The following is a 16,953-nucleotide window of genomic DNA, read 5'->3' as shown; positions in this document are numbered from 1 at the left end:
TCACCAGCATGCGGCCGGGGCCCGCAGAAAGGGGCCCCGGCAGGCGAACCGGACGACCACGTCATCGGCCGCGGCGGGGCAGGCCACCGGCCTTCGACCGTGAGGCATATGAGCAGTGCAACACCGTCGAGCGGTGCAGAAGACCGCGACCATGTATCTGGCCGGACTCCACATCGCCGGTATCTTCCGCTGGTTCGCCCGATGATCCAAACGAAACCGCCTAGCGATGTGCACGGACAGCCAGGACGCGAAGCGGTCCCACGACGCATCGAATACGGGAAGGTCTGTGTCGGTCATGTCGTGACCCTGGACCGCAGCACTGACACGCCCCTGTGACCGCGACTGATGATCTGAACGAAACCCCCGACCGCGCCGGCGGATGACGAGGTGTCCGAGGGCCCGGGCGACGCGTGTCTTTCCGACGTCGACCGGCCCGAACAGGATCACGGACTTGCAGGCGCGGAGTCGGCGCAGGGCGGCCAGGTCGCGGATCTGGGCCGCGGGCAGCTTCGGCGAGGCGTGGAAGTCGAAGCCTTCCAGGACGGCCTGCTGTGGGAACTTCGCCTTGCGCGGGCGGCGTTCGAAGGCGACGGTCTCGCGGCGGGCATCCAGGGTCTCCAGCATCCCCGACAGCCGCAGGGTCTTGAGCGATTCGCGTCGGGCGGCGTCCACCAGCTCGTCGGGCGGCGTCCCTCCCATCAGCAGGAGTACGGCGAGTGCGTCGCGTGAGCAACTCCGCCAGACTGTCGGCGAATGCGGTGAGCCAGTCCAGCTGTGGTCCGCTGCGGGCCCTGCGGAAGCCGTGCCGGCGACCCCAGAACGCCGCCTGGACGGCGTGGAGTTGGGACCACCGCTGGACGCGCTCACGGTCCAGTTGTGCGGCTTCGGCGAAGATGTCAAGGGTGCGGTGGGCAGCCTTGCGCAGGTCGTTCGTTTCGAGGAGCGTCAGCGCGCGCGATTTGAGGAGTGTTCCGCAGTCGTAAGCGGGGTCTCCCGCGTACCCCTTGGGGTCGACGGCCAGCCATGGCTCACGGTCGGCGCGCAGGATGTTTCTGGCATGCAGGTCGCCGTGGATGAGGATGTCCGGCTGGACACGGCCCAGCTCGCGAACGGTCGCAACAGCGGCGTCCACCACGTAACGCGACAGTGTGTGCGTCAGCTCCTGAGCATCTTTGCGCAGTTGCTCCTCCCAAGCGTCGGCCTGTTCTCGCAGCCGGGGCAGGCCGGGCGGCGCGGGGATGGCGAGTCGGCGACTGATGTGCGCGGCGACCGTCACCACCTCATCGCCGTCCTCGACCTCCGCCAGGGTCGCCGTGTGGACCCGCTCGAGCAGCATCGCGAAACGCGGGTCGTCGCGCTCATGCAGCCGTACAGCTCCGCGCCCGCCCCACGCGGCGAATGCGTCCGGCTCATGGATGTTGCCCGGATGCGGGAAAGACACCTTCAGCACAGCCGCCCCCTCGGCCCGCCGCAGCACCGGGACGACGATTCCGACACCCCCGTACAGGACCTCCCCGTCCGGCACGCACTCCCAACGCTCCAGCAACTCGTCCACGATCCCGGGCAGGCCGGCGAGCCATGCCGCTCCGGGCCCTCCTTCACGCTCGAGGGTGCTCTGCGCGAACACGTCTGGTACCACCATCATCCGGGCACCTTACGCGCAGCCACAGTTCCAGTGCCGTTGAGCCGGTACCCATGACCCATCCCGGCGTCCTCGGCCAGCAGAATCGAGCGGGTGCGGGGTGATCTTCGAGATGCCGAGTCACGAAGGAGAACAGCATGAAGGGCCTGGTAGCGCAGGCCTCGCACGACGCTCGGCCGACCCCGCACCGCGCGGACGTCAGTCATGCGAAGTTGCAGGTGCGGGCGCCGTCAACTCCGTATCATGACCCTGCACTTGGCCATCCCCGGCCCCCACTCCACCGCAGGCGGACCCTCCTGGAGGCGCGATGTCGTCAGCCGGCTCGACCGTGGCGCCCGCTTGAACGGCCCGGATGCCGTCCTGGACGAACTGACCCGGATCCTGCTGCGCCTCGACGGCTTCCGGGACGAACAGACGCGCCAGGTACTCCTGGAGGAACTCGCCGCGGAGACCGGTGAGCAGATCGAGATCACCGGAGCCCACCCCGTTCAGCAGGCACGCTCCCTGATCCGCCAGTGCGCGTGGCGCCCTGACGTGATGCCCGCCCTGGTGGACCTGCTGCGCGACTTCCACGGGGACAGCGCCGACACGGTCCGCTTCCAGGAGCTGGCACCCCGGCTCGCCTTCCCGTCCGTGCTCACCGGGGAGGAGCGAAGCGCGCTGCTGCGGATGCTGCGCTCCAGGGAGGACGACGGCTGGCGCAGCGCCTACGCCCGGGTGGCGGCGCTGGTGCCGGAGCGGCCGCAGGACCTGCCGCACGCCCTGGAGCTTTTGGAGGACCTCATCCGGCCGCGGGGGAACGTCCCCCCGCTCGTCCGCTTCGTCCTCACCCTTGCCGACCGTTCCGCCCCGCAGGACCGTCGGCGCCTGCGGGAGTGGGCACTCGCGGTCGCCGACCGCCTGGGGATCCCCGCCGACCGACTGGACGACCCCGCCGCCCCCGACCGGGCGCGACAGCGGGAGACCGTGACCCTGGTCCTGCGTCTGCAGCTCTTTCTGCCGGCCCGGCCGGAGTACCTGCTGTCGGTGTGGCTCGGCCACGGGGACCGGCAGTGGATCCCCCTCGTCCACGACGACGAGCCGCAGCGCGTCGACCAGATCTCCGCCCGCGTCACGGACTTCCTGTCCACGGCGTACGAGTACGACCGTGCCGGGCCGAACCGCGTCGAGTTCATGCTGCCGCGTGAACTGATGAACCTGCCCGTGGACCAGTGGCTCGTGCGGACGGACCCGGACGGTCCCGAGCGGCCGCTGGGGTGTCTGTGTCCCGTCGTCGTACGCGATCTGGGTCGTCAGATGGACCCGTACCGACGCGGGTTGTGGGAGCAGAAGTGGCGGCGGCTGTGGTCCGGACACATCGATCGTTCGTCGTCCCTGCTGCTCGACGCGCGGGACGCGTCCGTCGGCTCTTACGACCTCGAGCGCCGGCTGGAATCGGCCCTCACCGTCCTGGCGGGCGGCACGTCTGCCCGGGAGGAGCAGGGCGCTTCCCTCCCGCAGTATCTGGAACGCGCTGTGGAGTCCGGCGTTCCCATCATGCTGTGGGACCGCAGAGGGGACCCGGAGACCTCCTGGTTCGTCCGGGAGCAGCTCGCTCCCAGACTGGCCGACGCGGCGGAGCTCACCATACTTCCGCACACCCTCCTGGACCTGCGCAGGCGATCCGAGGCGCGAGACGACGCGTACCGTCCGTTCGCCCATGTCGCCCTGCTGTGGGACGACCCGGAGCACTCCCCGGTGCGGGCGGATACGTTCCGGGCGCCTCTGTGAGGCCACAAGAACGAAGGAGAGGCGACGAAAAGTGACGACGACATCCGGTTCTCACGCATGGCACGTCTACCGGGGCTCGGGAGTGCCGCACAACGGCATCGAGCTGCTGCCGGCGCCTCCGCCCTGGCGCGACCCGTCGATGGCCGAGGCGCCGTACGACCACACGGCCACAGACACCTGGCGGCGCGGAGCCGTGTACCAGGTCACGCCCGAGATCGTGGACGTCGTGAACGCCGCCCTCTATCTGCGGCGCCCGCTGCTGGTCACCGGCCCGCCCGGCTCGGGTAAATCCTCACTCGCGTACCACGTCGCCCTCGAACTGCGGCTGGGCCGCGTGCTGAGCTGGCCGATCACCAGCCGATCCACCCTGCGCGACGGTCTGTACACCTACGACGCGCTGGGCCGCCTCCAGGACGCCAACCTGGCGGTGGAGTCGCGCGACGTCGACGGCCCGCGCGCCCTGGACATCGGGCGGTACGTGCAGCTCGGCCCGCTCGGCACGGCGCTGCTGCCGAGCCGCGTCCCCCGGGTGCTGCTCATCGACGAGATCGACAAGAGCGATCCCGACCTGCCCAACGACCTGCTCAACATCTTCGAGGAGGGCGAGTTCGTCATCCCCGAACTGGCCCGCCTGGACCAACCGGAAGCACGGGTACAGACGTACGACCCGCGCGAGACGGTACGGATCCTCCACGGACGAGTACGCGCCGAGGCCTTTCCGTTCACCGTGCTGACCAGCAACGGCGAGCGCGAGTTCCCGCCGGCGTTCCTGCGCCGCTGTCTGCGTCTCGACCTGCCCGAGCCGGGCCTCGACCATCTGCTCCGTATCGTCGAGGCGCATCTCGGACGGGAAGCGGTGACGCGGGGCGCCGCGCTGATCGAGGAGTTCGTCCGGCGCAGGCCCACCGAGGCGCTCGCCACGGACCAACTGCTCAACGCGGTGTACCTGCTCCTCAAGGAAGGTACCGGTGAGGGCTTCGGCGAGACCGGGCGCGGGGATGACGTGCTGCGCACCGTACTGAGGCGTCTGGACTCAGGGTTCTGATGACCGACGACCTGATCGCGAGACTCCTGCGGCCCGCCGAAAGCCGGCCGACCTGGGAGGAGTTGGCGGACGCCCTGTGGCTGGCCGGGCACCTCCCGCCGCCGTCGGACGGCCGCCCCGGCGCCGAGCCCATCGGCCCACCGGAGGAGCTGGACAGCTGGTCACAGCCGGAGTCGGGCCCGGCGGCCGGGCTCCGGCCGCCGGGAGCGGACCCACCACGGCCGGGGACGCACCGGCCGTACCCGGAGGGTTCCGCCGACGTGCTGCCCGATACGCGCAGGCTCTCGCTGCCCGGCGGGCAGGACCCGGTCGGCAACGCGATCCCGGTCCTGCTGCCGACGACGCCCGCCCTGCCGGGCGCCCTGGCGTTGCGCAGGGCGCTGCGCCCCTTGGGACGCCGGACTCCCCCCGGGCTCCGGCCCGCGCTGCAGTTGGACGAGGAGGCCACCGTGGACCGCGTCGCCGACACCGGGTTCTGGTTTCCGGTGCTACGGCCCGCGCCGACGCGTTGGCTCGATGTCGCGCTCGTCGTCGACGACAGCGTGTCGATGGCCGTGTGGGATCGCGCGGTGAGCGAGTTCCGGGCTCTGTTACAGACGGCCGGTGCCTTCCGGTCGGTCCAGGACTGGACCCTGCCCTCGGAGCAGTCCCGCTCCCTCGGGGTGGTCCTGCGCCGGGGACTGCCCTCCGCCCCCTCGGCCACCTACAGCAGCCCCGGCGAACTCGTCGATCCGAACGGGCGGCGAGTGGTCCTCGTGGTCTCGGACTGCATCAGCCCCCCGTGGTCCGACGGCACCCTCGACCAGTTGCTCCGGCTCTGGGGCCGCACCGGGCCGGTCGCCATCGTCCAGCCGCTGCCCCGCAGGATGTGGGACCGCTGCGGGCTGAACCTGCACGAGGTGAAGCTGCGCTCGCACGCCCCGGGCGCCGCCAACGCCCGGCTGGCGACGACGTCCCGGCTCAGCCCCGATGCTCCCGTGGCCGGAATGCCCGTACCGCTGCTGATGCTGGACCCGCGTTCGCTCGGCCCGTGGGCGTCGCTGACCAGCGGGGAGTCGTCGAACTTCGACGCCCTGGTGACCCTGGTCGACGGGTCAGCACGGCCTGTGCGCCCGGCCGGCCCGGCGTCGCCGAAGCCCTCCCCGACCGAACTGCTGGAGGACTTCAGGAGCTCCGCCAGTGACGAGGCCTTCAAGCTGACCGTGTATCTGTCCGCCGTGCCGCTGAGCCTGCCGGTGATGCGCATCGTGCAGCGTCTGATGCTGCCCGACCCGCATCCGTCCCAGCTCGCCGAGATACAGCTCAGCGGTCTTCTGGTGCGGACCGAGGACAGCGCCGGAGCGCGAGGCGACCACATCGTGTTCGACTTCCTCCCCGGGGTGCGCGAGGCACTGCAGGACGGACTCGGCCGGAAGGCCGCACGGCGCATCCTGGAACTTGTCTCCACGTACCTCAGCGAACGCTACGACTCTCCGGTCCACTTCCCCGCACTGCTGCACGGAGACGACACGGCCGTCGCACACCTTCGCGAGCACCAGCCGTTCGCCGAGGTGTCCGCACAGGTGCTGCGCCTGATCAGCCCGAAGTACGAGACGATCGCGCAGCGCCTGGAACGTGCCCCCGCCCCCGCCCCGGTCGCGGCGACGGACGCGACGGAAGGCGCCCGCCTTGTGCGGGGTACGCCGCCGCCACGGGCGGCCGAACTGTTCGACCGGGAGACGCTGCTGAAAGAACTGCACCAGGCGCTGACGAGCGACGAGGACGTGACCCATGTCCTGTACGCGCCGGAAGGCGGAGGGGCCACGGCGGTCGCCGTGGAGTACGCGCACACCCACGGCTCGGAGTTCGACTTCGTACTGTGGCTGTCCGCGGGATCGCCCACCGTCGGCGGCGCGGACCTGGCCCGCCTGGCCGGCGAACTGGCGCGGCGGACCGAGCAGGGCACCGAGCCCTCCTGGCTCCTCGTCCTGGACGGTGCGCCACCCGGCGAGGAGCTGCCGATCCTTCCGGCCGGCCGCCGCTCGACCCTGGTGACCTCGGCGGACCCGAACTGGCCCGAAGGTTTCACGGTCCATCGTGTGCCCGCCCCCAGGCGCCGCAAGGCCATCCCGCTGGCGCGCATGCACGCCCCGGCGCTGGGCGCCTCGGAGGCCACGCGACTCGTGGAACGGCTCGACGGCTCGCCCCTCGCCCTGGAGTTGGCGGCGACATTCCTGTCGGTCACCGGTGAGCCGCCCGAGGCCTGGCTCGACCGGCTCGGGCCGGCTGACGCCCCCTCAGCCGGATCCCCGGCGCCCGACCCGGCCGTCGAGGCGTGCGGGATCTCCCTCGACCACGTCCTACGGGAGGAACCGTCGGCCCGGGACGTCCTGCACCGGCTGGCCGTGCTCGCCCCGGGCCCCGTACCCGTGGTGCTGCTGTCCGACCGGGAGGCAGGCAAGAACGCCGATCCGGCGCTCACCGCGCTGCGCAGGCTCGCCCTGCTGCGGGACGGGGAGCCGGGCGGCGGCCGGACCTTCGTCCACTCCGTCGTCCAGCGCGCGTGTCTGGCGCGGATGACCGGGGACGAGCCGGCCGTCGCCCGCAGGGCGGTACGCGCCCGGATGGTCGAGCTCTTCGGCGCCGACGTCCCGGACGTTCCCGCGCTGTGGTCGCGCTTCGGCGCGCTGACCCGGCATCTGGACCCGGTGGGCGCCCTCGGCGCCAAGGATCCGGACATCCGCGAGCTCGTGCTGCGACAGCTGCGCTACCTGCGGGCCTGCGGCGACACGGCCGGCTGCCGGGCCCTCGGCACGCTCGCCCTGCGGCGGTTGGCGGCCACCGCGGGCGTCGAGCACCACGGCGTGGAGACGCTGGCGGCGCTGCTCGCGGACGTCCTGCAGGAGTGCGGCGCCGAGGAGGAGGCGGCCGTACTGCGCACCGGCCCCGAGGGCTGGCTGCGGCAGGAACCGGGCGGGACGTGACAGTCACCCCCGGGAGACCGTCCGCACCCGCCCGGCCGGACGGGTCACCGCCCCCGCCCCAGGGCGGTCCGTCCGACGCGCCATCGGACCACGAGGCCGTTCGCCCGCTCCGCCGCAGGGCCCTGAGTATCGGCGTCTCCCGGTTCGCGCCCCACCCCGAGTACGGGCTCGAGGACGAAGGTCCCGATGACCTGCCCTTCGCCAAAGACCGGGTGGCGGGCCTGAAGAAGGCCCTCGAACACGAGGCCTTCGGTTACGTCTGCACCACGCTCACCAGCACGGGCACGCAGGAGGATCCCGGGCCGACCGCCGTCGCGCTGGGTGCCGTGCTGCGCCAGGCCCTGACGGAGTCGCCCGGCGACGACATACTGATCGTGCACGTGCTCAGTCACGGCGTACCTCGTACCACCGGGCTGTACGCGCTCGGATCGGACAGCGCCCACCTGCCGGAGACCTCGGTGGAAGCATGGCTCGCGGCGGTCGAGGACTTCCCCGGCCGCCCGGCCGTGCTCTTCCTCCTCGACCTGTGCCACGCGGGACAGGCCGCCCGGCAGGACTGGCAGTTGCGCACGCCGCACGGCTCGAACCGCGCCTGGGTGCTGGCCGCCTCGGGCGACACGGAACTCGCCATCGGCGGGCGGTTCACCCAGGCGGTCACCGAGGTGCTGAACGACCTCGCGGAGAAGCGGCTCCAGTACGACCACGGGCACCGCTTCATCGACTACCCCTGGTTCGTGCACGAGGTCCGCAAGCGGGTCAATCACCTCGCCCGAGCCGGCGGCGGCCTGCCGCAACGGGTCGCCGCCATCGCCCTGGACACGCCCGCTCCCGAACTGCCCTTTCTGCCCAACCCGTACCACGACTCCAGTCCGCTCAACCGGGTCCGCAGCGAGGTCGGAGCCGAACTGGGCAGTGAGCTCGGCTCGTTCCTCGACGAGATCGCCGATCTGACGCACTTCCGACGCCACGCCCAGGGCGGTTCCGGCTTTCCCGAGGTGTCGCCTGCCGAGGGCGGTCGGGCTCTGTTCACCGGCCGTGCGGCGGAGACGTCGCTCCTGGCCGACTGGCTGGCGGACGACACCGCCTCCCGTGTCTGTGTGGTCACGGGCAGTCCGGGAGCGGGCAAGTCGGCCCTCATCGGCGTCATGCTGTGCGCCGCACATCCACAGCTGCGGGAGCGGACGCAAGCGCTCTGGGAGCCGCTGGGCGGGCCCGTCGCGGCGAGCGCACCGCCGGCCGCCGTCCACGCCCGGCAGCGCACGGTCCGGGAGATCGTCGACTCGCTGGCAAGGCAGCTGGACCTGCGGCCGACCCGACCGAACGCGCAGGCGCCCACCGACTGGAGCGTGGAGCACCTGCTCGACGCGCTGCGCCGGTCGGCGGGGCCGCCTGCGGTGGTCGTCATCGACGCGCTCGACGAGATGCGAGACGCGCGTGACGCCGTACAGACGCTTCTGCAGCCGCTCACCACCGCGGTCAGACCTGACGGCAGACCCGTGTGCCGGCTCCTGCTGGGCGCTCGTGACGAGGAGCCGTTCTCGCCGCTCGTCGACGCGGCGCGGACGGCCGGCGACCTGATCGACCTCGACGAGACACGGCCCGAGGATCTGGAGCGGGATCTCGGAGAGTACATCGTCAAGCTGCTGTCGGCCGCGCTGCCGGATCCGGCAGCCGACGGCCAGGAGGCCGTGGCCGGGTTCGCCGCCGCCACGGCCGGGGCGCTGGCCGGTGCCGCGACCGGCCCCTATCTCATGGCGGCGCTGTACGCCTCGTACACACTGCAGGACGGCGTACGGTCCCGGCTCACGGATCCCGCGACGGCTCGGGAACTCGGCGCGGAAGTGCCGCTGACGCTTCCCGGCCTCCTCGATCTGAGCTTCGGCCAGGACCACGCCCACCAGCTGCTGCGTCCGGTCCTCGCCGCCCTCGCCTTCACACAGGGCGACGGGATGCCGGTGTCGGCGGTCACCGCCGTGGCAGGGGCGGTCGCGCCCGGCTCCGTGCCGGTCGACGCCTCGGCGGTGGGCCGACTCCTGGACGACGTACGGGCGTTCCTCCGCTCTGTGCCCGACCGGGACGGCACGATGCTGCACCGATTGCTCCACCAGAGCGTCGCGGACGAGCTGCGCAGACGCCCGGTCCCTGCGGACCAGCCGCTGTCCTCGGCGCCCGAGACCTTGGTGTACGAGGCGTTGGTGGGGTCCCTGCGGGACGGTTCGGACGACCCTCCGGCGTGGGATGCAATGGACGGCTACACGCGTCGCCACCTGGCTCAACACGCCGTGGACGCCGGGCGGTTCGACGAGCTGTGCACCGAGCCGGAGTTCCTGGTGCACGCGGACCCCGACTGGCTCGTGCCCGAGCTGCGGCACGCAGTGTCGGAGCGGGCGAGGAGTGCGGCGGCCGTCTATCGCACGAGCGCTCATCTGCATCGCAGGGTGGAGGCCGGGCAGCGGCGCCACATCCTGGCGCTGGACGCAGTCCGGCACGAGGCCCACACTCTCGCCGACCGGCTCGCCGATCTCGTCTCGGGCACCGGATCTCCCATGCTCTGGCGGCCGTCCTGGGCGACCGGCAGCCGGATCAGTGCGGCCCACTCCTTCACCCTCCAGGTACCGGACGACCGGGTGACCGCCCTGGCCGCGGCGACGACCGACGAAGGACCGCTCGTGGTCACCGGCAGCAGGAACGGAAAGGTGCGCGTGTGGAGCACCCGCACCGGACGGCAGCGCGCGTCGGCCGACCCCCGCGTGGGAGAGATCCACGCCCTGGTCTGCACGGAGGTCGACAGCGCGCCGGTCCTGCTCGGTGCGGGCAGCGGCGGCGCCCTGACGCTCTGGGATCTGCCCGGGCTGGCCGCCAGGAGTCTGCCGCTGGACGGGCACACCGCGACGGTGCGAAGCCTCACGTGCGGCGAGGTGGTGGGCAGCCGCACGGCGCTGACCGCGGACGAGTCGGGCCGGTTGCTGCTGTGGGATCTCCACGGCGAAGAGCCGGTGAGTCCGTTACGGCTGCCCTGGAGTCCGGACCGGATCACCGCGCTCGCGCAGGCGCGGGACGAGCACGAGACAGCCCTCGCCATCGTCGCCGACGAGGCAGGCAACGTCCGCTTCTGGTCGCTGGTCACCGAGGAGGAACGGGGACCCGGTATACGTCACCCGACCCGGGTCAACGCCCTTGTCACCCTCACGGCCCGGGGCGCGCCGCAGGTCGTGACCGCGGGAGAGGACGGACATGTGCGGCTGTGGAACGTCCGCACCCACGCGCTGACGGCGCGGTCGGCCACACCGCACGACGGTCCGGTCTACGCGTTGACGTGCGTCACCGGGACGGACGGCGTCCGCATCCTCAGCGGCGGCAGCGACGGCACGATCCGCAGCTGGGACCCCGAGGAGGACGGCGGGGAGCTGTCGGAGGTCAACCGCTTCATCGGCCACATGGGCGCGGTCACCGCCCTCGCCCATCCGGAGTCCGACCCGCCCGTAGTCGTGTCCGCCGGGACGGACTCGGTGCTGCGGGTGTGGAACGTGCCGTGGAACAGGCAGCGCACGAGCACGCCCGTCGGACACACCTCGTGGGTCAACGCTCTCACGGTCACCGAGCTTCCCGACCGTGTCCTGCTCGCCTCGGCGGGAGCCGACGGCCACATCCACCGCTGGCACCTCGCCGACGGAACTCCCTACGGCACGCCCATCACCACCGGCAGCGGACCCGTACACGCCCTCGCGGCCACCGACCTCGACGGCCGCCCCGTCCTGGCATCCGGGGGAGCGGACGGCCGCATCCACCGCTGGTACCTCGCCGACGGAACTCCGCACGGTAAGCCCATCACCACCGGCAGCGGACCCGTGCACGCCCTCGCGGCCACCGGCCTCGACGGCCGCCCCGTCCTGCTGTCGGGCGGGGCGGACGGGCTGCTGCTGTGCTGGGACGCGGAGTCCGGCCGGCAGCGCGGGCTGCCCTTCGCCGGCCATCACGGTGGAGTCAACGCCGTGGCCTGCGTGGACATCGGCGACAGGCCCACCGCCGTCTCCTGCGGCGACGACGGCACCCTGCGGATCTGGGACCTGCGGACCGGCCTGGCCGCGCGAGCCCCGGTCGAGGCCCACCAGGGTTGGGCCACGGCACTGGCCTGCACGGTGCTGGACGACGGCACCGCGGCGGCGGTCACGGGCGGGCAGGACGGCACCGTACGTGTCTGGGATCTGGCCGACGGTACCGCCCTGGCCTCGCCGCTGACCGTGACGGGCGGCGTCAACGCCGTGGCGTGCGGCGTCGTCGGGGAAACGCCGGTGGTGGTCGCCGCCGACGACTGCGCCGTACGTGTCTGGGACCTCGCGTCGGGCCGACTGCGCGAGAACATCGGTGTCCCCGGGACCGTGCCCGCACTGCTCCTTCGCGACCAGCAGCTCGTCCTGGGCTGCGAGTGGGAGGTCGTGGTGCTGCGCCGGACACAGACCCGGCAGAACTGACCGTCCTCAGCCGGAGGAGAGCAACGGGCCCAGTTCGCGGGCCACTTCGGGCTGGGCCAGATAGCGTGTCGCCTTGTGTGAGGCCACCAGCCCCAGGGAGACCTCGTAGTGGGCGTCGATGCCCGGGAAACGGCTGGGCAGGTCGCGCGGCACTGCCACGATGTCGCCCACGTCCGCGATGTTGACCCAGCGCCTCACCCCAGGCGGCCGCAACCCCTTGTACTGTTCGTTGCCCGCGCCCAACGACAGACGCTCGAAGACGACCTGAGGCATGCCGAGCGGGGAGCCCAGGGTCACCAGCAGGTCGAGTTCGACCTGCCGGTGCCACAGCGCTTCGTAGGCCACGACGGAGCCCAACGAGTGCGCGACCACCGCTCGGGGCCGCCGCTCGGACAGCACCCGCTGCACCTCCTCCCGCACCGCGGCACGCCGAGGCGAGTCGGGATCCGAGACGTAGGTGTCCGCCTCACGGCAGAACAGGATCACGAACATCCGCGCCACGGAACCGAACCGCTCGGCGATCCAGTTGGCTGCCTGCCGCACGGGCAGCGTGCCCGTGCCCATCGTGACTTCCGTCGGAGCGCCCAAGGCGGACACCCACTCGACCAGGAGCCGCTGGGCCCCTGAGGGCAGCAGTTCGGGGTCGTCCGAGCCCTGGGTCGCTCCGAGGTGCAGCAGTTGGGCGTAGTACGCCGCCTGGAACGTCCCGGGGTCGTGGGGCAGCCCGAGCGCCGCCGTCCACTCGGCGGCGATCGCCCGACCGGCCAGTGCCACGGTGCCCGCCTCGGCCAGGTACCGGTAGCACCGGATGCCGTGGACTCCAACGATCATCTTGCCGCCCCCGTCCGGCACGGACGCCGCGCCCCGAGGGAAGCGTAGGGTACGGGCGACGGCGGCAGCGGTCGAATCCGGGAGCACGCTTCGGGTCCACGGCGCGACTTGACGGGGTACTGGAGGACGGCAGGAGCAAGTACGCGCCGTCACGGATGACACCGCACTGGCGGGCTTTGTCGACCGCGGAACTCGAAAAGGGACCGGCCGCGCATGGCTGGGGGAGGACCAGCGGCGGTGAGGGGCCAAGACGCCTGGCTGTGCTTCGAAGACGAGTCGCGGCGACTGCTCAGGCCGCCGAAGGCACGCGCCTGGCCCCGGCGCTGACTGGGAGAAGCACTTCGCTCGCCTGCTGGACGCGGTCCATCGGCAGCTCCGTCGTACTGGTGTCGGACCACTACGACCCATCACGCGGATCGCGCGATGCGCGAGCCATGAGTGAACTGGTAGGGGACGCACGGAAGTTGTCGCCGTCGGCGCAGGAGCCGATGAGTCCGACGGCTGCCTGGGCGTCGTGGGCCGGGCAACCGGTTGCCCTGTTTTGATGCCCGGCACGCCGGTGAGGGGCGATGATGTCCTTCATGGCGTTGACAACGGCGTTCACTGAGTTGTTCGGGGTGCGGCATCCGATTGCGCTGGCGCCGATGGGCGGATCGGCCGGCGGTGCGCTGGCGGCGGCCGTCTCTCGCGGCGGTGGGTTCGGGATGCTGGGCTCAGGCAATGGCGACCCGGAGTGGCTGGCCCGCGAACTGCCGCTCCTCGCGGACAGTGGTGGGAAGCCGTGGGGTGTGGGCTTCCAGACCTGGGCGATCGATGTGAACGCAGTCCACCGTGTGCTGGAGTACAAGCCCCGGGCCGTGATGCTGTCCTTCGGTGACCCGAGCCCGTTCGCCGAGCGCATCCGGGCAGCGGGCGCGGCACTGATCATTCAGGTCACCGATCTGGACGAGGCCCGGCAGGCGGTGGACCTGGGCGCCGATGTCATCGTGGCGCAGGGTACGGAGAGCGGAGGGCACGGCGCGCGGAACGGGCGGTCCACATTGCCGTTCGTGCCGGTCGTCGTGGACCTGGCAGCACCGGTGCCCGTGCTCGCGGCCGGCGGGATCGCCGACGGGCGCGGTGTGGCCGCGGCCCTGGCCCTGGGCGCCGTCGGGGCACTCATCGGCACCCGCTTCCAGGCCACGCACGAGGCACTCACCGATCCCACGGCCCTCAACGCGATCCTGGCAGGGCGCGGGCAGGACACCGAACGCAACCGGGTGCTGGACATCGCCCGAGGCTCCTCATGGCCGTCCCGCTACACCGCCCGCACCCTCGGCCATCCCTTCCTCGACCAATGGCGGGGCCGAGAGGCCGAACTCGCCGCCGACCACCGCGCCCAGCACGACTACCGCGATGCCGTGACGCGAGGCGACATCCCTCCGCTGCCGGTGTGGGCCGGCGAGGGCGTCGACCTCATCAACGACCTGCCATCCGCCGCCGATCTCGTCGGCGCTCTTGCCGAGCAGGCGGAGAAAGCTCTGGCCCGAGCCGGCAGGCAATAACCGGAAGGCTTGCCAGAGATGATCAGGACGACGGGGGTCCGGCTCGGGATGCTGCCGATGGCGGTGCTGGCCATGCTGGCGGCGGGGTGCGGAACGCATCGGCCAGGGGACAACGCTGGTGCGGACGGTCCCTCGCGGACCGCGGCGGCGACGCCGAGCACGCCGGTGGACTTCCCCTGCCCCGGCGAGAGCCCCACGCCGACGCCACCGACGACGGCAGACACCTCGGGCCCGGCCGCTCCGCCCACCGACCACTACGCCGAGAACCACGGCTTCATGGTTCCCTTCCCGCTGCACGGCCAGCACCGCTGCGACGGGCTCGCGGCCGTCGGGCGTGTCGAGGGCGCTCTCGAACCGCTGCGTAAGCGCGGCGATTTCTCCCCGGAGAGTACCCGCGACGCGCTCACCGGTCTCGGCTACTCCGCCGGGAACGTCCAGTCGTACCAGAACGGCCCCACCGGGGTCAGCTTCCTCATCGACGCCTTCCCGTTGTGCGTGGAGGGCACGATGAGCCGCGACGTCACCCAGGCGGACGCTTTCGGCGGTTACCCCGATCACCCCGGCTGCGACCGTCCCACCGGCGGCCATTGACCGCAGCTGGGCGGCAAAGGAGCACGACGCATTGTCGTCGACGGCATGCGCCGTCGGGGTTCTGCTCTCCGTCAAGGTTGGACTCCCACGGCTCCGGGCTCGCCGATCTTGGTCAAGGCCACTGGCACACCAAGTGCAGGCGCGCATGGGATTCGCACCATTTTTCACGCCTGCGAGTGAATTTCTGGACGGATGTCCGGATCACCCCCTGGCGGATGCGGTGTGCTGGGCACGACGTGCGGGACGGGACGGAGGGGGACGGGCCACATGCGTGTGTTCGTGCTCTGTGCATGGCTGATCACCGCCGGCCTGGGCGGCTACCTCGCCACCGTATGGATCCGTCACGGCGGGTTGAGGCAGCGGACGCCGGGTGTGACGCGGCTGCCGTTGTGGCTGGTGGTGGGCCATGTGGCGCTGGCGGTCGCTGGGCTGGCCGCCTGGAGCGTGTATCTGGTGGGCGGCGTCAAAGGCTCGGCCTGGGCGGCGTGCGCGGTCGCACTGATCGTGGCCGCGTTCGGCTTCATGATGCTGCTGCGCTGGCTGCCGAGTCCCGGGCGGCACTCCCACGGGGGCAGTGCCGCCGAGCGTCACTTCCCTCTCACCGCTGTCGTCGCCCACGGGATGAGTGCCGGCGCTACCGTGCTCCTGGTCATCCTCGAGGCGATGCATCAGACATGATGCGAGCCGACCAGGTCCCGCCTCGGCGTGTCTGTTGAAGTTGGTGAAATGCGAGCGATGGTCGGTTAGGTCCCGTACATGGGTCTGAGGAGGGATCCTGGAGACATGGAGATCGAGATCTTGGTTGTGCGCGACTGCTCCAACCGGCAGCTCGCCGTCGAGCGGCTGCGCCAGGCGCTGGACGAGGCAGAGCTGGGCACTACGCCTTTCACCACCCGGGTGATCGCTGATCAGGCCGAAGCTGAGCGCTCCGGTTTCACCGGATCTCCGACCATCCTCATCGATGGCCGTGACCCCTTTGGTGAGGCCGATGCCGCGCCATCCCTCTCCTGCCGGATTTACCGCACACCAGGCGGTGTCAGTGGTGCGCCAGACCCCGGCCTGCTCCGACAGGTTCTCGCCGCCGCTGCAGGAGCGTGACGCTGCCGGCGATCAGTGATCGTGAGTGCCCGGCCTCATGCTTCCGGGTTGCAGGCCGTGGTAGTTCATGCGAGGCCTCATACCGCTGGCGGTCACCGACAGTGAGTCGCGCAGCGTTTGAATCGAAGAGGTCGTGAATTCGAACGTGCGCCGCATTTGCTCGACCGGCAGCGCCCAGATGCGTGGTCATGGCTGCTGCGGAAGGATCGGTAGGGGTGGTCTGAGCTCTGCGATGCTGCGCAGAGCTCACCGCGACCAGTGCCTCGGCATTTGTCCGAGCTGGGGGCAACGCTCGATCCGGTGCTCTTACCGGAGGCATTGAAATGCCTACGAAGCACAACTTGTACCGCCTTTCGAAGCCCAAGGATCCGGTGGCGCACGACACCGCCGTGCCAACGTCGTCCGCCGCCGACTGGGGCCTACTGCTGATCAGACTGACCTTTGGGCTGCTGATGGCCGGGCACGGGGCACAGAAGCTGTTCGGGCTTTTCGGGGGCGATGGCTTGACGGCCACCGGCAAGGGGTTCGAAGCCCTCGGTTTCCGCCCGGGAAAGCTTTTCGCCGTGATCGGTGGCCTGTCCGAACTCCTCGGCGGCCTTGGCCTGGCCCTTGGCCTGCTGACCCCACTCGCGGCCGCCGCCATCGTCGGCGTGATGATCAACGCCATGGCGACTGTCACCGGCGCCCACGGCCTGTGGGAGACGGACGGTGGCGTCGAGTACAGCGTCAGCATCGCCGTGGTCGCCCTGGCCATCGCCGCCATCGGCCCGGGTCGGTTCGCCGTCGACCGGTTCTTCCGCTGGGGCTCGGGTGGCTGGGGCGCGGCCATCGTCGCCCTGGGCCTGGGCGGTGTCGGCGCTGCGATCACACTGAGCCTTTGAACATGAGGCGCCTCCGCAGCGAGGCCTGGCCGAACGCGCCGCTGCCAAGGACCTTTGGCTCGTGCACGGCTCCCTCTCGTGGGCGACCGCGCCGGTGTGGGTGTTCACCGCGGTCG

At 71.3% G+C, this 16,953-nt stretch carries 11 protein-coding genes and 1 pseudogene; 9 read left to right on the top strand and 3 right to left on the bottom strand.

Annotation, left to right across the window (positions count from 1 at the left end; genetic code table 11):
- Together ABT114_RS26380 and ABT114_RS26375 are read right to left on the bottom strand one after the other, a co-directional pair.
- A complete protein-coding gene (locus tag ABT114_RS26380) occupies nt 1-624 on the bottom strand; it encodes an ATP-binding protein (protein ID WP_351145513.1) in 624 nt (207 codons plus the stop codon).
- 82 nt (nt 625-706) lie between these two features.
- Nucleotides 707-1,645 (bottom strand): annotated as a pseudogene (locus ABT114_RS26375) (aminoglycoside phosphotransferase family protein); the annotation flags it as partial.
- Between the two features lie 240 nt (nt 1,646-1,885).
- Between ABT114_RS26375 and ABT114_RS26370 the strand changes: the two are divergent.
- The 4 genes from ABT114_RS26370 to ABT114_RS26355 are packed head-to-tail and all read left to right on the top strand — an operon-like array spanning nt 1,886 to nt 11,892.
- On the top strand, nt 1,886-3,412 hold the full coding sequence (locus ABT114_RS26370; protein WP_351145339.1) for a VMAP-C domain-containing protein: 1,527 nt from the start codon (nt 1,886-1,888) through the stop codon (nt 3,410-3,412).
- A gap of 31 nt (nt 3,413-3,443) precedes the next feature.
- Entirely contained in the window at nt 3,444-4,457 is a 1,014-nt protein-coding gene (locus ABT114_RS26365; protein ID WP_351145338.1) for an AAA family ATPase, read from the top strand.
- A complete protein-coding gene (locus ABT114_RS26360; protein ID WP_351145337.1) occupies nt 4,457-7,420 on the top strand; it encodes an SAV_2336 N-terminal domain-related protein in 2,964 nt (987 codons plus the stop codon). The genes ABT114_RS26365 and ABT114_RS26360 overlap by 1 nt, the downstream gene beginning before the upstream one ends.
- Nucleotides 7,417-11,892: an AAA family ATPase gene (locus ABT114_RS26355; RefSeq protein ID WP_351145336.1), complete on the top strand. Its 4,476-nt coding sequence runs from the start codon at nt 7,417-7,419 to the stop codon at nt 11,890-11,892. The genes ABT114_RS26360 and ABT114_RS26355 overlap by 4 nt, the downstream gene beginning before the upstream one ends.
- Nucleotides 11,893-11,898: 6 nt before the next feature.
- Here ABT114_RS26355 and ABT114_RS26350 read toward each other — a convergent pair whose 3' ends face one another.
- Nucleotides 11,899-12,723: an alpha/beta hydrolase family protein gene (locus ABT114_RS26350; protein ID WP_351145335.1), complete on the bottom strand. Its 825-nt coding sequence runs from the start codon at nt 12,721-12,723 to the stop codon at nt 11,899-11,901.
- Between the two features lie 581 nt (nt 12,724-13,304).
- On the opposite strand from ABT114_RS26350, the gene ABT114_RS26345 reads away from it, so the two are divergent.
- The 5 genes from ABT114_RS26345 (at nt 13,305) to ABT114_RS26325 (ending at nt 16,837) form a co-directional block, all read left to right on the top strand.
- Nucleotides 13,305-14,267 (top strand): NAD(P)H-dependent flavin oxidoreductase, encoded by a 963-nt coding sequence (locus ABT114_RS26345; RefSeq protein ID WP_351145334.1) that lies wholly within the window; start codon nt 13,305-13,307, stop codon nt 14,265-14,267.
- A gap of 18 nt (nt 14,268-14,285) precedes the next feature.
- On the top strand, nt 14,286-14,858 hold the full coding sequence (locus tag ABT114_RS26340; protein WP_351145333.1) for a hypothetical protein: 573 nt from the start codon (nt 14,286-14,288) through the stop codon (nt 14,856-14,858).
- Nucleotides 14,859-15,125: 267 nt separating this feature from the next.
- The gene (locus tag ABT114_RS26335; protein ID WP_351145332.1) at nt 15,126-15,536 is read left to right on the top strand and encodes a hypothetical protein; all 411 of its coding nucleotides are present in this window, start codon (nt 15,126-15,128) and stop codon (nt 15,534-15,536) included.
- A gap of 105 nt (nt 15,537-15,641) precedes the next feature.
- Nucleotides 15,642-15,956 carry a hypothetical protein gene (locus ABT114_RS26330; RefSeq protein ID WP_351145331.1) on the top strand — a complete coding sequence of 105 codons (315 nt, stop codon included), beginning with the start codon at nt 15,642-15,644 and terminating at the stop codon, nt 15,954-15,956.
- A gap of 323 nt (nt 15,957-16,279) precedes the next feature.
- Nucleotides 16,280-16,837: a DoxX family protein gene (locus tag ABT114_RS26325; protein WP_502988388.1), complete on the top strand. Its 558-nt coding sequence runs from the start codon at nt 16,280-16,282 to the stop codon at nt 16,835-16,837.
- Nucleotides 16,838-16,953: the final 116 nt, after the last annotated feature.

Source organism: Streptomyces sp. NPDC002088 (genome assembly GCF_040296605.1).
Classification (GTDB): domain Bacteria; phylum Actinomycetota; class Actinomycetes; order Streptomycetales; family Streptomycetaceae; genus Streptomyces.
Note: the sequence above shows the minus strand (reverse complement) of the source record. Positions and strands in the feature narration are given on the sequence as shown.